Here is a 23,111-nt window from a genome sequence, read left to right on the forward strand (position 1 = left end):
CCATGCCCAACGCGCCCGAGCTCGCCGTCACCGGATCCACCGGCCACCTGGGCGGCCTGGTGGCCAGGCTGCTGGCCGCGGCCGGAAGCGGGCAACGGCTCCTGGTGCGGGACGTCGCCCGGGCACCTGAGCTCGAAAATGCCGTCGCCTTCGTGACCACATACGCCGATCAGGACCGGACGAAGGCTTCGCTGGTCGGCGCGAAAACGCTGTTCATGGTCTCCGCCGCCGAGGCCGAGGACCGGCTGCAGCAGCACCACGCCTTCGTCGACGCGGCGGCCGCAGCGGGTGTCCAGCACATCGTCTACACCTCGTTCTTCGGCGCGGCGCCGGACTCCACGTTCACCCTGGGCCGGGACCACTTCGCGACGGAGGAGCGCATCAAGGCCTCCGGCATGGACTATACGTTCCTTCGCGACAACTTCTACCTGGACTTCCTGCCGCTGCTGGCCGGGGAAGACGGCGTCATCCGCGGCCCGGCCGGGAACGGCGTGATGGCGGCCGTGGCGCGGGCGGACGTTGCCCGCTCGGCCGTTACCGTGTTGCGGGACCCGGCCCTGCACGTGGGACGGACCTATGATCTGACGGGCCCGGAAAACATCTCGCTGGCCCGCGGCGCGGAGCTCCTGACCGCCGGAACCGGCCGGGCCATCACCTTCCACAACGAGACCCTGGAGGAGGCCTACGCGTCCCGCGCCGCCTACGGTGCGCCGCCGTGGCAGGTGGACGCCTGGGTGAGCACGTACACGGCCATCGCGGCCGGCGAACTGGCCGGCCCGACGTCGGCGGTTCATGAGCTTACGGGCCGCGAACCGCTGAGCCTCGAGCAGTTCCTGGCTGAGGCGCACACGCTGTAGCCCGCGGGCCGGCGTCCTCGCCGGACCTGACGGGCCGGCCTGTCCCGGTGTTGACGGTTTCCGAGCTGCGGCGTAGACCTGATTTCAGGTGACACCGGCCAGCAACGGGCCGATGCGGAGAAGAATCGCAACGCCATGCCAAAGCAAATGTCCAGACACTCCGGCGTCCTGAAAAGTCCGCGGCGACAGGACCGGAGACTCGCGCCGCATTCCGGGGAGCCGAGCCACGGCCCGCTGACAGCGGACGAGCTCCAGCTCGCCGTGCGGAATCATTCCATGCCGCTAGAGGCCCTGCAGATCGATACCACTCCGCCCGGGCTGCACTACGTGCTCACCCACTTCGACATCCCCTTCATCGACGTTGAGCACTGGCATCTGCAGATCGGCGGCGCGGTGCAGCGGGCCGTGGAGTTGAGCATGCGGGCCCTGCGCCGGGCACCGAGCATCACCCTCCCGGTCACCCTGGAGTGCGCCGGCAACGGCCGGTCCCTGCTGCGGCCCCGCCCGTTGAGCCAACCGTGGGTCCTGGAGGGAGTCGGCACCGCGGTGTGGACCGGCGTCCCGCTGGCCTACCTGCTGACCCAGGCCGGTGTGGAGGACGACGCCGTCGAGGTGCTGTTCACCGGGGCGGACTCCGGTGTCCAGGGCGGTGTCGCCCAGCAGTTCGCCCGGAGCCTTCCGATCGGCGAGGCCCTGCGGCCCGACGTCGTGCTCGCCTACCGGATGAACGGCGCAGACCTGCCGCCGCAGCACGGCTATCCGCTCCGGCTGGTGGTGCCCGGCTGGTACGGCATGGCGAGCGTGAAGTGGCTGTCTTCGATCAGGGTCCTGACCAAACCCTATGCCGGGTTCCAGCAGGCCGTGGCGTACCGCTACCAGCAGGATGCCGACGATCCCGGCACCCCGGTCACGTGGATCAAGGTCCGCTCGCTCATGGTTCCCCCGGGCGTCCCGGACTTCTTCACCCGGAGCCGGATCCTGCCCCGCGGACCGGTGATGCTGACCGGCCGGGCGTGGTCCGGGCAGGGCGCCGTGCAGCGCGTCGACGTCGGGATCGACGGAAAGTGGGCCCCGGCCCATCTGGAGCACCCGGCCGCGCCGTTCGCCTGGTGCGCGTGGTCGCTGCCCTGGGTGGCCGATCCCGGCGAACACGAGCTCTCCTGCCGCGCCACCGATTCCAGTGGCGCGGTGCAGCCGCTGGAACCGACGTGGAACTACCAGGGCATGGGCAACAACGTGGTGCAGCGGGTCAGGGTCAGCGTGGAGTAGTGCCCGCGGTACGGGGACTTGGCGTGCGGGTGCTTAGCGGCCACGCCGCAGGTGCTCCGCATTCAGTTCGTCCAGTTCCCCGTCCGTGAGGTCATCGAAGCCGCGGGCTTCGTGTTCGAGCGCCTTGTTCAGCCGGTCGACCCCCCGTGGCGGGAGGGCGGCCGGGCCAGGGAGATCGGCTTCCCCAGCCCGATCAGCAGAGGCACCACGAAGAGCAGCAGGGAAATCTTGAGCGTTAAGGCCCACCGAAGCTGTGCGGGTAGTGCCCCGAGCCGCCGCCGGCCAGCACGGCCACCTTCGGCTGGCGGGGCCGGTGCCGGCGGACAGCGCCGCCGGGCACCTGGCGCACCAGGTTCGCATGGACGTCGCAGAAGCCGGCGAGGGCCTCCTCGGCGAAGTCTGACGGGTTGTTAAATATTCTGGTCATCGTGGGCTCTCTCGGCTGCGTACGGTCGTCTGACGCTCGATCTACTGAACAGTGTGGCTGCTAGTGGATGTGGCTTCCGCCGTTGATGTCGATGGTGGTTCCGGTGAGGTAGGCGGATTCCTCGGAGGACAGGAACGTGATGACAGCAGCGATTTCCTCGGTGCTGGCGTTGCGGCCCAGCGGGATGCCGGCGTTGATGGCCGCCTCCTGCTCATCCGTGCTGCCTACGCGGATGTTGGTGTCCACGGCGCCGGGGGTGATGGCATTGACGGTCACGCCGGTGCTGCCGATTTCACGGGCCAGGGCCTTGGTGAAGCCCAGGATGGCGGCCTTGGCTGCGGAGTACGGGACCTTGCCGAAGACGCCGCCGCCGCGCTGGGCGGAGACGGAGGACATGTTCACGATCCTGCCCCAGCCGCTGGCGATCATGTCCGGCAGGAAGGCCTTCGTCACCAGGTAGGTTCCGGTGGCATTCACGGCCATGACCTTGTTCCAGAGGTCCAGTGTGGTCTCGAGGAACGGCACCGGGGAGGTGATGCCGGCGATGTTGGCCAGGGCGCCGACGGCGGGGAGGCTGCCGGAGCTGACCTCTGCGGCCACGGCGTTGTACGCGGCTGTCACGGAGTCCTCGCTGACGACGTCGACCTCGTAGCCAAACGCCGGAACGTTGAACTCGTTGCCGATCTCGGCTGCGACTTTGGCGGACTTCTCGCCGTCGAGGTCCAGGATCACCACGGCCCAGCCCTGGCTGGCGTAGCGGCGGGCGGTGGTGATGCCGATGCCCCGGTCCGAGGTTGCCCCGGTGAGGACGGCGGTGCGCTGGATGGTGCTCATGATGCTCCTTGATTGGGTGTTGTGTCTATTGATGGGATCGATTGCTCCACAAGCGCCGTTTTGATGGTCCAAAACGGCCGCTACGGAGCAACCGATAGTCAGATGAGGTCTGTGATGAAGCTGGCGGCCTTGGCGGCCGCGGCCGGGCGTTCCCCGTGGGTGACGTCCCGGGTCTCCAGCTCCAGGGAGAAGTGGCCGGTGTAGCCATCGGCCGCGAGGGCGGCCAGTCCGGCGGCGAAATCGGCCTGGCCGTTGCCGATGCTGAGGTTGATGTTCCCCGGCACGGCATCGCGCAGGTGGACGTGGGCGATCCGGCCCTGATGGCGTGTGAGGTAGTCCAGCGGGTCCTCGCCGGCGGCCACGATATGGCTGAAGTCCATAACGATCCCGACGCCGGAGCCGGCCAGCCGCTGGGCCAGCAGTTCCGCGCGCTCCACGTTCCAGCAGAACCGCAGGAAGTGCAGTGATTCGGTCCAGAGTTCGACGCCGAACCCGTCCGCCCACTGCTTGGCGGCGATGAGTTGCCCGGCAACGGTGTCCAGGTCCTCGTCGAGGCCGCGGACGGGCTCGCGGCCGAGGGCGCCGCAGGGCAGGACCAAGGCCTTGGCGCCGGTGCCGGCCGCCAGAGTGAGGAGGGCGTCAAGGTGCCGGTCCCGCGCTGACTGTGCGTCGGCGTCGAGCACGGCGTTCAGGTCCCCAATGTCCCCGTTGACCGACCGGACCCGCAGCCCGGAGGCGACGACCTCGGCCGTCACGGCGCTGACGGCATCGGCGTCGAGGTCGTAGGGAACGTGGTCGCACACTCCGGGGAGGGCTCCGAGATCTATTTCCTCGAAGCCGAGGTCCGCGATGGTGCGCAGGGCCTCGGGCAGGTCTTGGTGGCGGAAGCTGATGGACGAGCAGCCCAGTCGGGAATTGAACATCGTCGTTGATCCTCTGGTCGCGCCCGGAGGCGGTGGTGATATGGACCACACTACAAATTCAACTGTCAACAGTCAACCTTTGAAGTTGACTGTTGACATTGTTTATGGCGCGGGTCACACTGGCATATCATTTGTTAACAGTCGACAGTGCCGGTGCGGAAGCGTCGGCAGCTCTCTTCGAAAGGGATTGACATGAGCAACGAAGCTCTCACCATGCGGGGCCCGGTGCACGGCACGAAAGAGGCCCGGCGCGTCGCGATCGGCTCCGGCGTCGGCGCCGTCATCGAAACTTATGACTTCATCGGTTTCGGTACGGCCGCGGCCCTGTACTTCGGCACGGCGTTCTTCCCCACCGGCGATCCGGTGACGGGAACTCTCGCCGCGTTCGCCACGCTTGGCGTGGGGTTTGCGGCCCGCCCGATCGGCGGCATCATCGGTGGCCATCTCGGCGACAAGCTCGGCCGCAAGCCCGTCCTCGTGGCCTCGCTGATCCTGATGGGCGTCGCCACCTTCCTGATCGGCCTGCTCCCCACCTACAGCCAGGTCGGCCTGCTCGCACCCGCTTTGCTCGTGTTCGTCCGCATCGTCCAGGGCCTGGCCTTCGGTGCGGAATGGGGCGGCGCGATCCTCATGAGCTACGAGCACGCACCCTGGAAGTCAAAGGGGAAATACACCGGCATCGTGCAGGCCGGCTTCCCGGTGGGGCTGCTGCTGGCCAACCTCGTGTTCCTGGTCAGCGTGAACCTCGGCGGCGAACTGGCCTGGCGAATTCCCTTCCTTGCCAGCATCGTGCTCGTAATCGTCGGCCTCATCATCCGCTCCAAGGTTCCCGAGTCCCCCGTCTTTGACGAGGTCAAGGACAGCGGCGCCATCGTGAAGTCACCCATCGTCGAGGTCATCAGGACCGACTGGCGCAATATCGTAAAGGGCATCGGCCTCCGCATCGCCGAGACCGCAGGCTACGCCGTCTCCGTCACCTACATGATTTCCTACCTGAACAGCCAGCACCTGGCCGACAAGACCCAGACACTCGTGGCCTTGTGCATCGCCTCCGCCATCGGCATCTTCGCAACCCAGGCCTGGGCCCGGCTGACGGACAGGATCGGCCGCCGGCCGCTCTACATCTGGTCCACAGCCTTCGCCGTACTGTTCGCCGTCCCGATGTTCCTGCTGGTCAACACCGGCCTGTTCATCTTCATCATCGCCACCCTCGTGATCTCCTACGCCGTCTGCCAGAACTCCCTGGCCGGCGCCCAGGGCGCCTGGTTCCCGGAGCTCTTCCAGGCCAAGACCCGCGCCTCCGGCGCCTCGCTGGCCTACCAGATCTCCGCCATGGTCTCCGGCTTCACCCCGTTCATCACCACGCTGCTGTTCGTCAGCTTCGGGTGGATGGGACCGGCGCTGCTCTTCGGCACCTACGCCGCAATCGGACTGTGGGCCGCCGTCGCCACCCGTGAAACCTGGGGCAAGCGCGAGCGCAAGCTCGCGGACGAGGCCACCAAAAACACCCCGCAGGCGGTGAACGCCTGATGGCCGCCATCGACGAACTGCACAAGCCCGGCAAGATCTCCGGCGAATCAGCAACGGAGCGGACTGCACGGGTCCAGGCGGCAGCCTTCCGGATCCGGCACCACGCACTGACCATGGGCGAGGTCCAGGGCCAGGGCTATGTCGGCCAGGCCCTCGGCGCGGCCGACATGTTCGCCGCTGTCTACGCGGACCAGCTCAGGTTCCGCGCCGAGAACCCCGAGTGGGAGGAACGTGACCGGTTCCTGCTCTCCACCGGCCACTACGCGATCGGACACTACGCGGCTCTCGCCGAGGCCGGAATCATCCCCGTCAAGGAGCTCGAGACCTACGGCTCGGATAATTCCCGGCTGCCGATGTCAGGGATGTCCACCTACACCCCCGGCATGGAGATTTCCGGTGGCTCCCTTGGCCACGGTCTCTCCATCGCCGTCGGCGCCGCCCTGGGCCTGCGGTACCAGGGCTCGGCCGCCCGCGTCTACAACTTCCTCTCCGACGGCGAACTCGACGAAGGCTCCACGTGGGAGGCCGCAATGGGCGCCCACCACCACCAGCTCGGCAACCTGACCGCCATGGTGGACATCAACGCCCTGCAGGCCGACGGCAAGACGGACACCGTGCTGCGCACCGAGCCCGTCACCGAGAAATGGGAAGCCTTCGGCTGGTACACCCAGCGCGTGGACGGGAACGACGTCGGCGCGCTGCTGGCCGCATTCGACAACGCAGCCGCCCAAGCCGCCGCCGTCGGACGTCCTTCCGTGATCCTGTGCGACACCAAGGTGGGCCGCGGCGTCCCGCTCCTGGAAGATCGCGAAAAAGCCCACTTCATGCGCATTGAGGAACACGAATGGCAGATCTGCCGCGAACAACTCAGCGCAGGATACGAAAGGAAGCCCGAACGATGAGCACCGCCACCACCCCGAAGCTGAAGACCTCGGCCATGATCGCCTCCTTCGCGGATCCGGGCCAGAAGACCATGTCCGCGCCGTTCGGGCACGCCCTGGTGAAGGCCGCGCAGGAGAACGACAAGATCGTGGGATTGACCGCGGACCTGGGCAAATACACGGACATGCACATCTTCGCCCAGGCCTTCCCGGAACGCTTCTTCCAGATGGGCATGGCCGAGCAGCTGCTGTTCGGCGCTGCCGCAGGCCTGGCCGAGACGGGCCTGGTCCCCTTCGCGTCGACGTACTCGGTGTTTGCCGCCCGGCGCGCCTACGATTTCCTGTGCCTGGACGCCGCCGAGCCGAACCTGAACGTCAATATCGTCGGCGGGCTCCCCGGGCTGACCACCGGTTACGGACCAAGCCACCAGGCAACCGAGGACATGGCGATCTTCCGCGGCATGCCCAACCTGACCATCGTGGACCCCTGCGACTCGCTGGACATCGAGCAGGCGGTCCCGCAGTTGGCTGCCAGCGAGGGGCCCACATACCTGCGCCTGCTGCGCGGCAACGTCCCCACCGTGCTGGACGAGTACGACTACAAGTTCGAACTCGGCAAGGCCAAAGTCCTACGCGGGGGCCGCGACGTCGTCTTCATCTCCAGCGGGCTGATGACCATGCGGGCCCTTCAGGCGGCCGAGGCGCTGGCGGCGCACCACGTGGATGTCGCGGTGGTCCATGCCCCCACCATCAAGCCGTTCGACGCCGCGACGGTCCTCGCCGAGCTGAATACGGACCGCCTCGCGGTCACGCTGGAGAACCACAGCGTGGTGGGCGGCCTCTTCGAGACCGTCGCCTCGGCCGTGGTCACCGCGGGCTTGGGCAAACGGGTGGTGCCGGTGGCGCTACCCGACGAATTCCTCGACGCCGGCGCGCTGCCCACCCTGCACGAACGCTACGGGCTCTCGGTGCAGAGGATCGTCGCCAAGGTACTCGCCGAGCTTGCCTGAAGACGCGCGGGGCCGGCAGCTGCCGGTCCCGCGTCCGTGCCGTATCATCAACTGTTAACAGACCAACTGTAGACAGTTGACCACTGACAGTGAGGACAAGCCATGGCCGGAGCAACAGCCCCGCTTCTCGGACTGGAAAAGAAGAGCCTCCGCGAGCAGGCGCTATCCGCGCTGCGGACGGCCATCACGAGCGGTGAATTAGAGCCCGGACGGCATCTGGTGGAGACCGAACTGTCCGACATGCTCCAGATCAGCCGGGGAACACTGCGCGAGGCCCTGCGCCAGCTGGAACAGGAAGGACTGCTCTCGGCAGGACCGCGCGGCCGGTTGTCCGTGCGGCACCTGGACAGCAAGGAAATCCGGGACATCTTCGCCGTCCGAGCGGCGCTGGAATCGCTCGCGGTCCGGACGCTGTGTGAATTGCCGGACCGGGCCTCGGTGATTGCATCCCTGCGCTCGGCCGTCGACGCCATGGCCGCGGCCGCCGAGGCGAGCCTGGAGGAACGGATTGAATCCGATCTCGAATTCCACCGGACCCTGTGCCGGCTCACCGGAAACGAGACCCTGCTGCACTCCTGGGAGTCGCTTGAAGGCTCCATTCGGATGTCCATCATGTTTGCCGGGATCGAACGGGCCGTCAAGAACATGAGCGTGGACCGGCACCACGACATCGTCGCCGCGATCGAGACCGGCGACGCGACACTGGCCCGCACAACGGTCCTCGAACACATGGATGGCGCCGCAGCCAACCTGGTGGCCTAGCCGGCGTCAGTAGTCCACGATCGCGCCAGCGGAGATATTGACGGTTGCGTCGGTGATGGCCGCCGCCTTGTCCGAGACGATGAAGGCGGCCACGTTTCCGACGTCCGCCAGCGTGGCCGTGCGGTTCAAGTGCGCGGCCCTGGCAATCTCCACCACGATCTCCTCGCGGCCCTCGGCCTGCCAGGGGATGGTTTCGATAATGCCGCCGGTGACCATGGTGACCACCCTGATGCCGTGTTTTCCCAGCTCGAGGGCCCACTGCCGGCGCAGCCCTTCCATCGCGTCCAGCGCCACCTTGAACCCGCCCAGGCCCGGGATGGTCTGCGGACCGGAGCCGCCGAACATGAGCACGACGCCGGAGCGCTGCTTGACCATGTAAGCGGCGGCCGCGCGGGTGGTCAGGAAGTGCGTACGCGCGGCCAGCGTGATGGGCCGGGTGAAGTCATCCACGTCGATCTCCATGAGTGGCTCCTGCACGTCGCCAAACGAGATCACATTGAAGGAGATATCGATCCTCTTGCTCTTCTTCGCCACCCGGCTTACGAAGGCATCCACCTGCTCTTCGTCCAGCGCGTCGACGACGGCGGTTTCGGCAGTGCCGCCGGCCTCGCGAATGTCATGGGCTACTTTTTCCAGCCGCGATTCGGTCCTCCCGGCGATGTGGACCGTGGCGCCGTCGGCCGCGAAAGCCCTCGCCACCGCCCCGCCGACCGCTCCTCCGCCGCCGTAGATCAGGGCGGTCTTGCCGTGAAGCAAGCCGTTTTCCGGAATCCCGATATTCAGCATGGTCGCCTGCCTAGTGCCGCGGAGTTCGTGAATTCCCTCAACTATGTTCTTGCGGAGGGCCGGTGGCAAGAGGACCGGCAGCCGCGCGGACCGGCGCTGCCCGCGGCGTGGCGGGGACGATTGCGACGCCGGGACCCGGCCAGGCGTCCCCCCAATGCACACTCCTGACCGAACCACGACGTGCCGGGCGGGCTGTATCCGCCCCAGCACACAAGAAATTGGACACGTCCAATTTCTTGTGTGAGCCTACCCGGAAAATATTGGACATGTCCAATCTGCTAGACTCGCAGGCGACCTGACGATTTGTGACAAGCCCGCGCCCGACGAATTTTGTCCGATGAAAGAAGCCACTGTGAGCGACGACCAGCCGACCTCCGCGCCGGGTCCAGCCCTTGCCCGCAAGCTGAACATCTTGCTGGACACCGCCGAAGCCGAGGGCCGAAAAGTCACGTTCATCGATGTCCGGGACGCCATGTCCGCTGCCGGGACGCCGCTCTCCCGCGCCCGGTGGCATTACATGCGATCGGGCACGGGACCGGCCGTCAAGAAGGTCGGACTCCTGCAGAATCTGGCCAAGTTCTTCGGTGTAAGCGAGAACTACCTGATCGACGGCGACGAAGAGCTTCCGCCCCGGGTGGAGGCGCAGCTTGAACTGCTCGCCTCGATGCGGGTCAACAAGGTGCGCAACTTCGCAGCCCGCCAGCTGGACGGGCTCTCCCCGGAAACCCTGCTCCAGATCCGCGATCTGATCGACGAGCAGCTCTCCCGCGGGGATTCCGACGAGACCTCCCGCGGGGATTCTGACCGACCCTGACATCCCAGCGCACCTAACCTCGCTCTGACCTGCACTGATATGCTTCTGGCGAGGTTTGGCCGTCAGGAAGTGGCGTGTCCACGCTGACGCTCTATCAACAGCCAAGGACTCGGTACATGGATTACGGCGCCGCCCGGTCGCGGGCACGGGAAGCAGAAGCAAGCCTCTCCCTCAGCGAGCCGGTGTCCCCGGCATCAATCCAGGCGCACCTTGAACGACAGCGGAACCGCAAGATCGTCATCAAACCCATCGAAGGGGCAACGGACAAGGTCTGCGGGCTGTGGTTCGGACTGGACCACATGGACCTGATCCTGCACGCCCGGGCCGCCTCCGAAGTCCACCGGCAGCAGATTGTCCTCCACGAGTTCGCCCATATGATCCTGCATCACGAGCAGGACATCGTGTCCGCCGAATATGCCGGCACGTTCTTCCCGGACCTGGATCCGGAGCGCGTCGTCAGGGCACTCAAGCGGGCCGATTTCCTCAATGAGTTCGAGGTCGCCGCGGAGCTCCTGGCGGACCGTCTCGCCGCACGCATCCGACGTTCCCAGGACCGCTCGGGCGGCCAGCCGGGGAACTTTGGATCGGTTTTCGGATGATCCAGCTCGTCGCAGCCGCGGTCCTTTTCGTTCTCGCCGCGGCCCGGATCCCGGCCATGATGCGGAACCGCCGCGATACCGTGTTCCTTTCGGCTTTGTTCGCCGGTGCCGGCTCGGTGCTGATGTCGCCGGCCGTATACGCCGCGGTCGATGCCCACATCGGCGGAATCAATCTGGCCAAGCTTGCCTTGCATTCCTCGATGATCTTCAGCCTCTGGTACCTCCGGCGTTCAGTCCTCGAGGCGATCGTCCCGGCCGGCACGCGCCGGGCACTCGTGGTCTCCCTGCCGCTGACTCTCACGCTGGCGCTGGAATTGATGTTCTTCGTCCTGACTGGCCCCACCACGACGACCGACAGCTGGGGGCTTTACCATGAGCGCCTGCCAGCCGCCCTGTTTTCCGCCGTGCTGATCGCCTACACAGGGTGGGTGTGCTTCGGGGTCGCCGTCGCGTGCTTCCGCTATATCCCGAGGATGCGCCGGTCATTCAAGGTCGGGTTCACCATGGTCGGCGCCGCTAGCGTTCTCGCCCTGTTCGTGACGATTAAGTTCACGATCGGACTGCTCTTCGTCCCGATCCCGGCGCTTCTGGCCATCCCCGTGCCCTCCGACACCATCATCCGGGTCGTGGAGATGCTCACCCTCATCCTGGGCGGGGCGGGCTTGACGGTCCCCGCCGTGGCCGGCCATACCCGCCTCAAACGGCAGGCCCGCTGGGCGACCGACACCCTCGCCGGCGTCGAACCCATCAGGGACCGGGTCCTTCAGCATGCAGGCGCCGACCGCCTCCTCGAAAGCGACCCCGCCGCGCCAACCGGGGAACGGCTGCACCGGATGATCGTTGAAGTCTGGGATGCCGAGCTTGCGTCCGGCGGGACCATGACTGCGCAAGAGCGCACTTTCCTCCTGGCCGCCGAAGAGCAGCTCGATCTGAACCGGCTTCCTTGACAGCTCCGATCCGGTCATAAGGCCCGGGGGCGTCGTCAACGCTGCACGGCACTAGCTTTTGGGCGGCCCTCCGGGGCCTTCACCGCGGGGGCCTTCACCGGCTGAGCCGACTGCGCCGTCCGAGGGCCTGGGACCGGGCGGTCCGCCGTCGGGTCCGGCTGCCGCGGGTCCTTCACCGCGGGGGCCTTCACCGACTGCGCCGGCTGCTCCGTCCGAGGGCCTGGGAGCGGGCGGTCCGCCGTCGGGTCCGGTTGCCGCGGGTCCTGCCGCCGGTCCGACCGCGGGTCCCCCTGCGGGGCCCCCTGCGGGGCCGGCGTAGGCCGGCACCGGCAGCTCGCCCGGATCGATGGGACCCATATCCAGGTGGAACGGCGGATACTCGTCCCGCATGAGGGCAACGTAGGCGATCACGCGGTAGATCCAGCGGTTCAGGCCGAGTAGGAGGTCGAAGATCCCCCGCCAGTATTGACCCGTGAACAACAGGATCACGCCGGCAATGAGGACCAGCAGCCCCAGGAGGGAGATGCCCACACTTTGCTGTTCCCACTCGCCGCCCTGGAAAACCCACGTCGTCGCGGTCCCCGTCAGCACGCCGATGATCAGCAGATGCGGAATGGCCAGCAGCCAAGATTTCACCAGCACCAGGCCGCGGGATAGCCGTTCGGGATAGTCGACGTCGAAGTCCGCCGGGTAATCGGTGCGAGCCAGCGTGAAGGGCGGATAGACGTCCGTGCCGATCGCACTGAAGGCGTAGAAGGCCACGCGCCAGTTCCAGCGGATCACGCCGGCATTGAAATTGAACAGCGAGCGGGGGTAGCGCGCCGTGAACAGAATCGCGAACCATGCCACGATCGTGACCACGCCGAAAGCGAACCAGAGGAAGAACAGGATGACGCAGTGCGGGATGGCCAGGAACCATTTCACGAGCCACATCCACCGTGAGAGATTCGGGTCCAGGTAGCCGTGGAGGCGTGCGGGGTAAACGTACGGTGTAGTCGCTCCCGGCGTTACCGGATAGGGAGTCACCGGATACTGAGTTCCGGGCGCGGCAGCGTAAGCCGCTACAGCACCAGGCGGGGCAGAGGTGTTCTGCTGGCCGGGGGCGGCCCCGCGCGGGTAGGCACCCGCAGGATGCGGCTGGGCTGGCAGGTAGCCAGGAGGGACGCCGCTGCCCGTTCCGCCTTGGCCCGGCCCGCTACGGCCGAGTCCTGCGGCGCCCAGCACGATCAGCGGCACCCCGATCAGCAGCATCAACAGGCCGCCGATCAGCAGCCCGATGAATACCGGCAAGAGCAGGTCCGTGCGTGCCCCGGCCTGCAGATTCACGCTCACCGGGGAACTCGCGTCGGCGTTCATGACCACTGCGGCCCAAGCCCCGGAGCGAAGGTCCCAAGTCAGTTCCTGCTCCCCCGGGCCCGTGGCAGTCGCGGCCCAGAAGTTCTGCTGTGCCGGATCGGCCGGGATTTTGGCACCACTGACGTCGCGGTACAGCGCCCGGAAGGGGCGGAATCTGACGTCGACGATTTCGGTGCGCTGGACACCGGCCAGATACGCCGCAACATCGGCCCGCGGGGCAATTCCGATGAAGATTTCCTTGCCGGGATCGGTGGTGGAACCGCGGAGCAGCACGCTGCCCGCAAAGTCCACGGGGACGCCGTCGTTCACGCCACCTCCGGTCGTGAGGTCCAGCCGGGGGGTCGTCAGCGCGTAGGAATTGCCTGAGAACTGCTCCGACGGCGTGATGAAGTACCTGCCGTCCCGCTGCTGGTAATTGACCCAGCCCGAGACGCCGGCGCCCGCCAGCAGTCCCAGACCGACCAGCGCGCACAGCGAGCCGATCACCAGCATGACAATCCGGCCTGCTTTCATGGCCGCCGTCCTTTCAGATGGTCCGTTTGCCACGCCCGGCTGGGCGGGACTTCCGGAAGCTGGCGGCCCGGGCCGCTACCGCCCGCGCCAGGTCAGGAACGGTTTGGCTTCGGCGATGATGTCGGCACCGGCGGCACGGAGGACGCGCGCAGTCTTTGTGACGGCGTCGCCGTGGCTGAAAGTGCGCAGGCGTGTGTCGCAGGCGGCCGCCTTGACTGCCGTTGGCCGGCGCCGCACGATGCCAGGGCTGTAGACAAAGTACGCTTTCATGCCGTGATCACCACTTTGAGGGCCTTCGTCTCCGCGGCGCGGGCGAAAGTGTCGTACGCCTCCATGAACTCGTCAAAGATGAAGTGGTGGGTCGCGAAACTGTCTGCGGGGATTTTTTGTTGTGCGACGAGCTTGAGCAGCATGGGGGTGGTGTTGGTGTTCACCAGGCCCATGCTGATGTTGATATTCCGGATCCAGAGGTCTTCGACATGCAGTTCCACGGCCTTGCCGTGGACGCCCACGTTGGCCACGTTGCCGCCGGGCCGCACGATCTCGGTACACATCGTGAACGTCGCCGGGATGCCCACGGCCTCGATCGCGACGTCCACACCCTGCCCGTCGGTCAGGACCATCACCTGTTCCCTCCAGTCGGGGGCGCTGGAGAGGACCACATCAGTGGCGCCGAATTCGCGGGATTTTTCGAGCCGGTTCGCGTCGAGGTCGACGGCGATGATCGTCGCGGCGCCGTAAAGTCCGGCGGTACAGATCGCGGCGAGTCCGACCGGGCCGGCGCCGATCACGGCCACCGTGTCGCCGGGCTTGACCCTGCCGTACTGCACACCGATCTCAAAGCCGGTGGGGAGGATGTCGGAGAGCATGACGGCCTGTTGGTCGCTGACTCCCTCAGGCAGGAGGTGCAGGGAGTTCTCGGCGTACGGGACGCGGACGAACTCGGCTTGGGTGCCGTCGATCAGGTGCCCGAAAACCCAGCCGATGCCGGACGTGCCTTCCTCGCCCAGGCAGTGCGAATACAGGCCTGTCTTGCAGTTGGCGCAGTGTCCGCAGGACTTGATGCAGGAAATGATCACGCGGTCGCCAACCTTGAGACTGGTGACGGACGCCCCGATCTCCGTGATGGTGCCGACCCCCTCGTGGCCTAGGATGCGGCCCTTGGCCACGGTGGGGACGTCGCCTTTGAGGATGTGCAGATCGGTGCCGCAGATGGTGGTGGTGTCCACCTTGACGATCACATCGCTTGGGCTCTGGATGGTGGGATCGGGGACGTCGGTCCACGATTTCTCCCCGGGGCCGCCGTAAACGAGGGCTTTCATACGTGTTCCTTGGTCTTGAGGATGACCAAAGGGTCCACAAGGCGGAGACGGCACGGTGTCTCCGTGCCGTCGATCCCCGAATACATCAGCGAGGCGCGGGCGCGCTCACGGAGTTCCTCGATCGCGGCGGCCGACACCCGGGCATGGGCGAGGTCGAGCACAAGCTCAAAGCTGGGAAGCTTGCTAGTGACGCGGCGGCAAACCACATACAGTGCCCGCACGTTGGCTGCGGTCACCACGCCATGCACCTCGATCCGAGCTGATTCGGCGTCGGCGTTCAGGCGGATAAGAACTTTGAGTTTGGGGTCCCCGGAATGATGGTGCATATGGTGGTGCATGGTCATGTGGCCGCGGCCTCCTGCCTTTTCCTGCTGAAGCCGGAAAGTGCCAACGCCATTTCCTTCCCCAATTCGCGGTGAGACCGTGCTGCATTACCTGAGGCGGTTCCCCCCTCAACTACGACCCCCAACTGGCCGTGCAGGAACCTCACCACATTTAGCTTGGTGGGCGGGCATGGCAGGGGTAAGGGGCGAAAGTCCCGTGTGTGTGTTTGGGTCCTGCGGGTTGAGGCGCTCGATTTTGGGGTTCTCGACTTCAGGTTCTCGGGTTTAGGTGCTCGACTTTAGGTTCAAGGGCGGTGCACGCCTAGCCTGTTTCTATGTCTGCTCCGCTCGATCCCTGCCTCGCGCCGGACCTCGTACTGGCCGCGGTGCGGCAACCCGGGGACGAAATATGCTTCGACGTTCATCTTTGCGGCGGCGCCGTCTCTGCGATCATCCCGTCGCACCACGACTCGCCTGCGGTCCCCGCCGCAACGCGCGTGGTGGACCTGGTCGGCCGCTACATCATTCCGGGGCTGTGGGATGAGCATGTCCACATGACGCAGTGGGCGCTGGCCTCCAACCGGCTTGACCTCTCCGCCGCCGGCTCGGCGCGCGAGGCGGCCGCCGTCGTCGGGTCCCATCTCGCCGAGACCGTTGTCGCCGAGACCCTCGTCGCCGGCGCCGTGACTGGGGTCGGCGGCGGCGCTGGGGTCGGGGGCGGCACTGCGGCTCCGGGAGCCGTCCAGACGCTGGTGGGCGTCGGTTTCCGCGATGCCGTCTGGCCGGACCTGCCCAGCTTGGCGCTCCTCGATGGCGTGACGCGCGGCCGGCCGGCGGCGCTGATCAGCCACGACCTCCACTGTGTCTGGCTCAACTCAGCAGCGGCCCAACGGTACGGGGTGCGTGTGGACGCGGACGGGCTGCTCCGGGAAGATCCGGCGTTCGCCCTGACCCGCCAGCTTGGCCAGCTTCCGGATACGGTGGTGGATCCGTGGGTGCGGCAGGCGGGACGGGCTGCTGCGGCGCGGGGCGTGGTCGGGATCGTGGACTTCGAGATGAACTGGAACCGCGACGCCTGGCTCCGGCGGATCTCCGGCGGCTTCGCTGCCCTGCGGGTTGAGGCGGGAGTCTACCCACAGGACCTGGACCGGGCCGTGGCCGAGGGGCTGCGGACAGGTTTGGCGGTGGCCGGCAGCGGCGGGCTCCTGACCGTGGGCCCATTGAAGGTGCTGATCGACGGCTCGCTCAATACCCGCACCGCGTACTGCGTTGACCCGTATCCGAACGGCGGTCACGGCCTGCTGACGGTGAACGAGGCGGAGTTGCTTGCCCTGTTGGTCCGGGCGCAGCAGGCGGGCTTTGTGCCGGCGGTCCACGCGATTGGCGACGCCGCCAACCGGGTCGCGCTGGATGCGTTTGAGGCGGCGGGCATTGCCGGGCGGGTGGAACATGCCCAGTTTGTCCGGAGCGAGGATTTCACCCGCTTCGGCCGGTTGGGTGTGACCGCGAGCGTCCAGCCTGCGCATGCCCTCGACGATCGGGACGCCGCCGAGGCGAACTGGCCAGGGCGTACAGACCGGTCCTTCCCGCTCCGTTCGTTGGTAGCCGCCGGTGCGACGCTGGCCCTTGGCTCGGACGCCCCGGTGGCCCCGCTGGACCCGTGGACCGCCATGTCCGCCGCCACGGCGCGGGACCGGCAGGATGGCCGCGGGCCATGGCATGCCGAGCAGGCGCTCTCGCGCCAGGAGGCGCTCACGGCCTCGACCCGCGGTCGCGGCCGGCTCCGGGTGGGGGACCCAGCCGATATTGCCGTGCTCGACGGCGACCCGCTGACGGTTTCCGCCGCGGAATTTGCCGCGATGCCGGTGGCCGCCACGTTGGTGGCGGGACGGTTCACCCACGGCGGTCAGTAGCTGACTGCTACAGACCTTTGACTTGTTTGCCGATGGCTATTTGCCTTTGACCCTGGCCTGGACGAGGTTGGCGAACGGCAGCCGGCCGTAGTCGTCGCGGAACCGGGCGTGGTATGCGGCCTCCGCTTCAATGACTGCCTCCGCGGGCAGCTCCTTCCAGGCAACCAGGAGGGAGCCGGGATCGGCGAGCTGCCAGATGAGCCTGCCGTCCCAGTGGCCCGGCGGCTTGCCCTTGCCGAAATCGATGAATTCCTGGATTTGCCGGCGAAGGCCGCGGTTGCCCTTGCTGCCGGCGCCCGCTTTCCCGAGATACACGACGTCGGCGCCGTCAACCCACTCGGCGGTCAGTGCCGGCTCCGGGACGGAAGGGTCCTTCTTCTTGAAGACCCCTGCTGTGCTCCTGGGCAGAAACCGCGGCTCATAGCCTGCAGGCTGCAGCACGGCGAAGATCCCGGTCCGCTGCGGGATCCGGTTGATGTCCAGCGCTGCGAGAGTCCTAAACCCCGTAAACCCGTCTTCCTTGAGTGACTGTCTGTTGATCGGCATGGGTTCCTTGGCTCGGGGGTGCTCGCCCTAGAAGCTTACGGCGCACGAAAGTAGGCTCAGCCGCGGGTGAAGGTGCCCAGTCCGGTCTGATCGTAGAAATCGAGCCTGACGCTCGACGCCGTTCCGCCGGCGCCGGGGGCGGCGCCGTCCGCGCCAGGGGCGAAGATTGCCCCCGCAAGGCCGTTGGCGTTCTCGCCGATGGATTCAAAGCTGAAGGTGTCGCCGTCGAAGTGTTTGAGCGGAAACTTGGTGGTCCTGCCGGCAGGACCCAGCTCAAGGGTCAGCACGCCGCTCTCGACGGCGACGTTGAGCTGGCCGTAGTAGGAGTTCGCATACTTGCCAACGTAGAAATCGTTGCCGCGCGCCGGTTGGACCCGCTGCGGCGCCTGGGAGTAGTCGACTTTTGGCTTCTCCGCCTCATCGATCTTCTGGAAGGCGCCCGCGGTGAATCCGAACCAGTCCACTGTCGGGGCGCCGTTCTGGGCCGTGTCCAGGAATGACGCGCAGATGGCTTCGGGGATGCCCTGCGGCCGGCCGTTGGTCAGGGCCACAATGCCCAACTGCTCGCCGGGGAGCAGCGAGACGGCGGTCGCGGCACCAAGGCTGAAGGCCCCCGAATGCCCGAGCATGAGCCGGGCGTGGTCGTCGTAGGAGACATTCCAGCCCAGGCCGTAGAAGCGGGTGCGGGCCGCCGGTGTCGCGGGAGGGCCCGATACCGCGTGCGGGACATGCGTGACACCTAGCGCGTCCGGAGCGACAACCTCCTTGCCCTCAAAGCTGCCGTCGGCGAGCTGCAGGCGGATCCACCGGGCCAGGTCATGCACGGAGGAGCTGGCCCCGCCGGCGGGCGCCTCGGCGTCGGCGTCCCGGCTGTATTTGGCCACCCAGGACTTGTTACCGGCGGGCACGTGGATCAGCGCCCTGTTCGACGCCTTTTCGTAGTCCGCGTGGCGATAGCTCGTGGATGTCATGCCCAGGGGCTTGAACAAGACTTCCTCGGCGAGGTCTGCCCAAGGCAATTTCATGGCATCTGCAGCAGCCAGCGCACCTGCCGTGTAGCCGAAGTTGCTGTAGTTGTAGCTCGCCCGGAAGGAGTCCAGCGGCTGCTGATTGAGGTGGCTGAGGATGTAGGCCTGGTCGAATCCGAGATCCTCCAGCAGGTCGCCCGCCCCCGTGCTTAGGCCGCCTTGATGTGACAACAAGTCGGCGACCGTGGCGTTTCGCGTCACGTAGGGGTCCTTCAGTGCGAAGCCCGGGCTGTGGTTGATCACCGGGTCCGTCCAGGAGATGGCCTTTCGGCTCACGGCCACGGCCGCAACCGTGGAGGCCAGGGGTTTGGACACTGAGGCCACTTGAAAGACGGTGTCAGCGTCCACCGTCTCGGGCTTGCCCGACTCCCGCAGGCCGAAGCCCTTGGCGTACACCATCTGGTCCCGGTAGACCACGGCCACAGCGACTCCGGGAACGCCGGTGCTCTCCATCGCGCCCTGGACTATTCCGTCCAGCTTGGCCAGAGCGCCGTTCACCTTCTGTTGGTCCAGAAGCGGTTTGACCTGCGGTTCCGGCGCCGGAAGCAGCGACGCCGACGGCGTACCGGAGGCGCCAGTGCCGCCGCTTCCGGTTCCAGCGGGGGCATTTTGGGCCGTGCAGGCGGCGAGCAATGGCATCCCGGCTATGCCCGCGATGCCGACCGCCTTCAGCAGCGAGCGGCGGTCCGAGGGCAGCGAGCCGATCCTCATCGCGATAGATTCCCTATGGTTCATGGACAACCCTCCGCCCGATACCGCCTGGGCGCCTAGCTGACGCCCTCTTTTATGATGGACCCGCGCCGGTGTTTTGAGACAGGGCCGGCCGGGTCTGCGGGCGCTGGTTCAGGCCGGAGACGGCGACAGTTTAATCAGTCTTGCTGGGCGCGTTAGGGCTGCGGACCTGAACAACGTTGGGGCGGTGATCGCGGATGTGATGCGAATATTCGCCACCTTCCGCCGGGCCGCGGACTGTGCCGGGATACTTGATCAGATTCGATAGCTGGAGGACGTGAAGTCCGCCCTGGCCGACCTGCAGGCCCGGATCGCCGCTGATGCACTGCAGCGCCGCAGGCTGGCCGCCCCCGGGGACTGTGGCGCTGAAGGCTTCGTTGCCGGCGGCGCAGGTGCGGCGGCAACGGATGCGGCGGCCACCCCCACCGGCCGCCTGTCCGCCCGCCCTGGCTCTCCGTTAAATGTCAGACCCCCGCAAGAGACTTGATTCATGGACGGCAATCAGGGGCCCGAAGTGGTTCCGGCAGGAGGCGGCGAGACCGGCCTCCGTCGCGCCGGGCGCGGTGCGGCGTCCGGGCCGGTCACTGTGGCGGCGGCCGTCGAGGACCTGGTCCGCATGGTGTCCGCGATCCGTCCGGCCACGGACAGCCCGGGGATGATCGACCAGATCCGGGTACTCGAGGACGTGAAGTCGGCATCGGCGGCCCTGCAGGCCCGGATCGCCGTCTCTTTTGATGCCTCCCAGCGCCGCGACCAGCGTGCGGCCGGGATGCCCGCGGAGCAGAGCGGCGCCGGGGTCGGCGCGCAGATCGCCCTGGCCCGGCACGAATCCCCCGCCAAGGGCAGCCGGCTCCTCGGCCTGGCCAAGGCCCTGGTGACCGAGATGCCGCACACCCTCGCCGCGCTCGAGTCCGGGCAGCTGAACGAATGGCGCGCCACCCTGCTGGTGCGCGAGACCGCGTGCCTGACCGCCGCGGACCGGGCCGCCGTCGACGCGGACCTCGCGCCCGACACCGGGGCACTGGCCGGGGCCGGTGACCGGCGGCTGGTGGCCACCGCCCGGGCCGCCGCCTACCGGCTGGACCCGCGCACCGTCACCGAACGCGCCGCGCACGCCGTGTCCGAGCGGCATGTCAGCCTCCGCCCGGCCCCGGACACCATGTGCTACCTCTCCGCCCTGCTCCCGATGACCGCCGGCGTCGGCATGTACACCGCGCTGGGCCGGCACGCCGACACCCTGCGGGCCGCCGGGGACCCCAGGGGCCGCGGCCAGGCCATGGCCGACACCCTCGTCGAACGCAGCACCGGCACCCCGGGCGGGATCACCGGGATCGAGATCCAGGTCGTCATGACCGACCGCACCCTGTTCCAGGCCGACTCCGAACCGGCCCGGATCCCCGGCTACGGCACCGTCCCCGCCGGCTGGGCCCGCGCCCTCATCCACGGCACCAAGGCTAAATACAGCGCCGTCGGCGTCGGTTCACCCGGACAAGGTGGCTCACAGGAATCCGCCCAGTCAACAGCCGGTCCGCCTGGACCTGGCGGCACAGCCGGCGGATCCCCGGGACCCGGCGGTCCCCCTGAACCCGGCGGTGCAGCCGGCGGATCCCCGGGACCCGGCAGCCCCAGTAGACCCCGTGCCGCGTCCGGCGCCGATGAGAACGCCTTCACCGTGTGGCTCCGCCGGCTCTACACCCACCCGGGCACCGGCGAACTCGTCGCGATAGACTCCCGTGCCCGGATCTTCCCGCCCGGCCTGCGCCGCTTCATCCAGACCAGGGACGACACCTGCCGCACCCCCTACTGCGACGCGCCGATCCGGCACCTGGACCACATCATCCCCTGGCACCATGGCGGGCCCACCACCCAGGCCAACGGCGCCGGCCTCTGCGAAGCCTGCAACCACACCAAAGAAAACCCCGGCTGGAGAGCGCGCCCCGCACGCGCACAACACGCGGACTCTGGACCCGGACCAGCAGCCGGGCCCGGGCACAGCAGAAACAGGCACACCCTCGAACTGACCACCCCCACCGGCCACACCTACCACTCCACCGCGCCGCCCCTCCCGGGGACGCCGCCTGGCCAATCACCCGCAGACCAGCCGGGCTCCCGGCACCGGCGCCAACTCCGGTACCAAGCCAAAAAGCTAAAGCGCGGCAGGCTCAATGTGGTTGCTGCAGCCTAGGGACCGATCGAGGGCACCGCGTACGATTGCGCCAATTGGTTTGCAAGCGTCGTGACCTGGTGTCGGGCCGTCGCAGTGATCGTGCAAGAATCTTCGAGTAGTCCGTAACTCTTTGCGAGCACCCGCGTGAAGCCCTGGACACCACCCATTTCCCGAGAGCGTGCATCCTGAAGTACGTGGTCCAGCTTGACGTTGAGTCCGCGTATGAGGTCCTTGAGGCGACGGAGTCGCAGACTTTACGCCATTCGTCCTAGTCGGCAACCTTGTGAAAAACCACGGAAAGTGCCCTGGCCGTGCACCTTGCTGGAAGGGGGAGCTGCCCGCGACGGGGGCTCCCCCGGTCGGTTGGAAAACGACCGGTGCCAGCCACTGGCCGCGCTGACTAATCTGACCCGGTGACGGCGACAAAGAAAAACGCCCTGCCACCCGGAAGGCGGCCTGACGTTCGGGCCTGCAGGTACCTTCGCGATCTCGCTATGAGAAGGCTCGGACACTTCAATGTCCCGAACAACCCGACGTCATCAGATGGTTACCTGCAGGCGCCTTAAGCCTACGCCCGCCTCATCGCCATCACCAGTGGCCGAGTTGACTCATAAAAAACCTCCGCTTAGCCGGATACGTTGCCTCATGGGAAAAGGTCCGGGAAGGCTGGCCGCGGACATCCTTGAGGGATGGGATTGACGATGGGTGAGCGCAGGGCTGTCACGAGGCACCTGGCCGAGTCCTACCGGGCCGGTGACCGGGCCAGGAAGGGGCGGATCCTGGATGAGCTGGTCGAGCTGACCGGCTGGCATCGGGATCATGCCCGGGCGGTGTTGCGGCATGCGCTCGATCCGCCGCGGCCACGGCCCGTCAGGCCGGGGCGTGCCCCGGTTTACGGGGCGGATCTGCAGGACGGGCTCGTGCTGTGCTGGGCGGTGCTGCGGGCCCCGGCGGGCAAGCTGCTGGCTCCGATGCTGCCCGATCTCGTGCCGATGCTGCGGGCCGAGAAGGCCCTGGACATCACCGACGGGCAGGCAGCGCTGCTGGCCCGCATGAGCGCGGCGACCATCGACCGGCGGCTGGCGGGCCAGCGGGCGAGGCTCCTGCCGCATGGCCGCTCCCATACCAAGCCCGGATCGTTGCTGAAGTCCCAGATCCCGGTCCGCACCTGGGCCCAGTGGGACGACGCGGTGCCGGGTTTCGTGGAGATCGATCTGGTCGGCCACGACGGGTCCAACAGTTCCGGCCAGTTCTGCTTCACACTCACGGTCACGGATATCGCGACCGGCTGGACCGTGAACCGGTCCGTGCCGAACAAGGCTCAGAAGCACGTCTTCGCGGCCCTGCAGCACGTCCTGGCGGTCTTCCCGTTTCCCGTCATCGGCATCGATTCGGATAACGGCAGTGAGTTCATCAACAACGAGCTCTTCGAGTTCTGCATCCGGCACCGCATCACCTTCACCCGGTCCCGTCCGGGCAACAAGAACTGTGAGGATTGGTGTGGCTGGTCTGGGACTGGCTGGCAGAGTAGGTGCTGGCCGTTCCGCCCTGTGGTCGTGACTCAAACAAAAA

At 67.2% G+C, this 23,111-nt stretch carries 22 protein-coding genes; 12 read left to right on the forward strand and 10 right to left on the reverse strand.

The features are described from left to right. The first annotated feature begins 2 nt into the window (after positions 1–2). Together M2428_RS20765 and M2428_RS20770 are read left to right on the forward strand one after the other, a co-directional pair. A complete protein-coding gene (locus M2428_RS20765) occupies positions 3–857 on the forward strand; it encodes an NAD(P)H-binding protein (protein ID WP_277527859.1) in 855 nt (284 codons plus the stop codon). Positions 858–1,004: 147 nt separating this feature from the next. Then, a complete protein-coding gene (locus M2428_RS20770; RefSeq protein ID WP_277527884.1) occupies positions 1,005–2,126 on the forward strand; it encodes a sulfite oxidase in 1,122 nt (373 codons plus the stop codon). A 235-nt stretch (positions 2,127–2,361) separates the two neighbouring features. Here the strand turns inward: M2428_RS20770 and M2428_RS20775 are convergent, their stop codons facing one another. From M2428_RS20775 to M2428_RS20785, 3 genes are all read right to left on the reverse strand, one after another. Next, entirely contained in the window at positions 2,362–2,553 is a 192-nt protein-coding gene (locus M2428_RS20775; protein ID WP_277527885.1) for a hypothetical protein, read from the reverse strand. 60 nt (positions 2,554–2,613) lie between these two features. Further along, positions 2,614–3,387 (reverse strand): SDR family NAD(P)-dependent oxidoreductase, encoded by a 774-nt coding sequence (locus M2428_RS20780; protein WP_277527860.1) that lies wholly within the window; start codon positions 3,385–3,387, stop codon positions 2,614–2,616. A 98-nt stretch (positions 3,388–3,485) separates the two neighbouring features. After that, positions 3,486–4,310, reverse strand: a complete 825-nt coding sequence (locus M2428_RS20785; RefSeq protein WP_277527861.1) for a sugar phosphate isomerase/epimerase — start codon at positions 4,308–4,310, stop codon at positions 3,486–3,488. 192 nt (positions 4,311–4,502) lie between these two features. On the opposite strand from M2428_RS20785, the gene M2428_RS20790 reads away from it, so the two are divergent. The 4 genes from M2428_RS20790 (at position 4,503) to M2428_RS20805 (ending at position 8,493) form a co-directional block, all read left to right on the forward strand. Beyond that, on the forward strand, positions 4,503–5,840 hold the full coding sequence (locus M2428_RS20790) for an MFS transporter (RefSeq protein WP_277527862.1): 1,338 nt from the start codon (positions 4,503–4,505) through the stop codon (positions 5,838–5,840). Further along, positions 5,840–6,742: a transketolase gene (locus M2428_RS20795; RefSeq protein ID WP_277527863.1), complete on the forward strand. Its 903-nt coding sequence runs from the start codon at positions 5,840–5,842 to the stop codon at positions 6,740–6,742. Before M2428_RS20790 ends, M2428_RS20795 begins: the two co-directional genes overlap by 1 nt. Then, positions 6,739–7,731: a transketolase C-terminal domain-containing protein gene (locus tag M2428_RS20800; protein ID WP_277527864.1), complete on the forward strand. Its 993-nt coding sequence runs from the start codon at positions 6,739–6,741 to the stop codon at positions 7,729–7,731. Before M2428_RS20795 ends, M2428_RS20800 begins: the two co-directional genes overlap by 4 nt. Positions 7,732–7,833: 102 nt before the next feature. Beyond that, the gene (locus tag M2428_RS20805) at positions 7,834–8,493 is read left to right on the forward strand and encodes a GntR family transcriptional regulator (RefSeq protein ID WP_277527865.1); all 660 of its coding nucleotides are present in this window, start codon (positions 7,834–7,836) and stop codon (positions 8,491–8,493) included. Positions 8,494–8,499: 6 nt separating this feature from the next. On the opposite strand, the gene M2428_RS20810 is transcribed toward M2428_RS20805, so the two are convergent. Beyond that, positions 8,500–9,279 carry an SDR family oxidoreductase gene (locus M2428_RS20810; RefSeq protein ID WP_277527866.1) on the reverse strand — a complete coding sequence of 260 codons (780 nt, stop codon included), beginning with the start codon at positions 9,277–9,279 and terminating at the stop codon, positions 8,500–8,502. A 352-nt stretch (positions 9,280–9,631) separates the two neighbouring features. Between M2428_RS20810 and M2428_RS20815 the strand changes: the two genes are divergently transcribed. From M2428_RS20815 to M2428_RS20825, 3 genes are all read left to right on the forward strand, one after another. After that, positions 9,632–10,093, forward strand: coding sequence for a hypothetical protein (locus tag M2428_RS20815; protein WP_277527867.1), 462 nt, complete (start codon positions 9,632–9,634; stop codon positions 10,091–10,093). A gap of 116 nt (positions 10,094–10,209) precedes the next feature. Then, complete coding sequence (locus M2428_RS20820; protein ID WP_277527868.1) at positions 10,210–10,692, forward strand: ImmA/IrrE family metallo-endopeptidase; 483 nt, start codon at positions 10,210–10,212, stop codon at positions 10,690–10,692. Continuing rightward, entirely contained in the window at positions 10,689–11,639 is a 951-nt protein-coding gene (locus tag M2428_RS20825) for a hypothetical protein (RefSeq protein ID WP_277527869.1), read from the forward strand. Before M2428_RS20820 ends, M2428_RS20825 begins: the two co-directional genes overlap by 4 nt. Before the next feature lie 51 nt (positions 11,640–11,690). Here the strand turns inward: M2428_RS20825 and M2428_RS20830 are convergent, their stop codons facing one another. The 4 genes from M2428_RS20830 to M2428_RS20845 all read right to left on the reverse strand — a co-directional run bounded on the left by M2428_RS20830 (position 11,691) and on the right by M2428_RS20845 (position 15,174). Then, positions 11,691–13,508, reverse strand: a complete 1,818-nt coding sequence (locus M2428_RS20830; RefSeq protein WP_277527870.1) for a DUF4389 domain-containing protein — start codon at positions 13,506–13,508, stop codon at positions 11,691–11,693. 75 nt (positions 13,509–13,583) lie between these two features. Then, positions 13,584–13,778 (reverse strand): hypothetical protein, encoded by a 195-nt coding sequence (locus M2428_RS20835; RefSeq protein WP_277527871.1) that lies wholly within the window; start codon positions 13,776–13,778, stop codon positions 13,584–13,586. Next, positions 13,775–14,830 (reverse strand): zinc-dependent alcohol dehydrogenase family protein, encoded by a 1,056-nt coding sequence (locus M2428_RS20840; protein WP_277527873.1) that lies wholly within the window; start codon positions 14,828–14,830, stop codon positions 13,775–13,777. The genes M2428_RS20835 and M2428_RS20840 overlap by 4 nt, the downstream gene beginning before the upstream one ends. Beyond that, positions 14,827–15,174, reverse strand: coding sequence for a hypothetical protein (locus M2428_RS20845; protein ID WP_277527874.1), 348 nt, complete (start codon positions 15,172–15,174; stop codon positions 14,827–14,829). The genes M2428_RS20840 and M2428_RS20845 overlap by 4 nt, the downstream gene beginning before the upstream one ends. A gap of 314 nt (positions 15,175–15,488) precedes the next feature. Here M2428_RS20845 and M2428_RS20850 point away from each other — a divergent pair, with 314 nt between their 5' ends. Beyond that, positions 15,489–17,066, forward strand: a complete 1,578-nt coding sequence (locus tag M2428_RS20850) for an amidohydrolase family protein (protein WP_277527875.1) — start codon at positions 15,489–15,491, stop codon at positions 17,064–17,066. Between the two features lie 36 nt (positions 17,067–17,102). On the opposite strand, the gene M2428_RS20855 is transcribed toward M2428_RS20850, so the two are convergent. Together M2428_RS20855 and M2428_RS20860 are read right to left on the reverse strand one after the other, a co-directional pair. Continuing rightward, positions 17,103–17,612, reverse strand: coding sequence for a hypothetical protein (locus M2428_RS20855; RefSeq protein WP_277527876.1), 510 nt, complete (start codon positions 17,610–17,612; stop codon positions 17,103–17,105). A 56-nt stretch (positions 17,613–17,668) separates the two neighbouring features. After that, complete coding sequence (locus M2428_RS20860) at positions 17,669–19,375, reverse strand: serine hydrolase (RefSeq protein ID WP_277527877.1); 1,707 nt, start codon at positions 19,373–19,375, stop codon at positions 17,669–17,671. A gap of 487 nt (positions 19,376–19,862) precedes the next feature. Here M2428_RS20860 and M2428_RS20865 point away from each other — a divergent pair, with 487 nt between their 5' ends. Both M2428_RS20865 and M2428_RS20870 read left to right on the forward strand, forming a co-directional pair. Beyond that, entirely contained in the window at positions 19,863–21,557 is a 1,695-nt protein-coding gene (locus tag M2428_RS20865; RefSeq protein ID WP_277527878.1) for an HNH endonuclease signature motif containing protein, read from the forward strand. A 683-nt stretch (positions 21,558–22,240) separates the two neighbouring features. Then, positions 22,241–23,111 (forward strand): transposase family protein (locus M2428_RS20870; RefSeq protein ID WP_277527879.1); only part of this gene is annotated, 871 nt, incomplete at its 3' end.

The sequence above is a fragment of the Arthrobacter sp. ES3-54 genome (assembly GCF_029504395.1).
Lineage (GTDB): Bacteria > Actinomycetota > Actinomycetes > Actinomycetales > Micrococcaceae > Arthrobacter.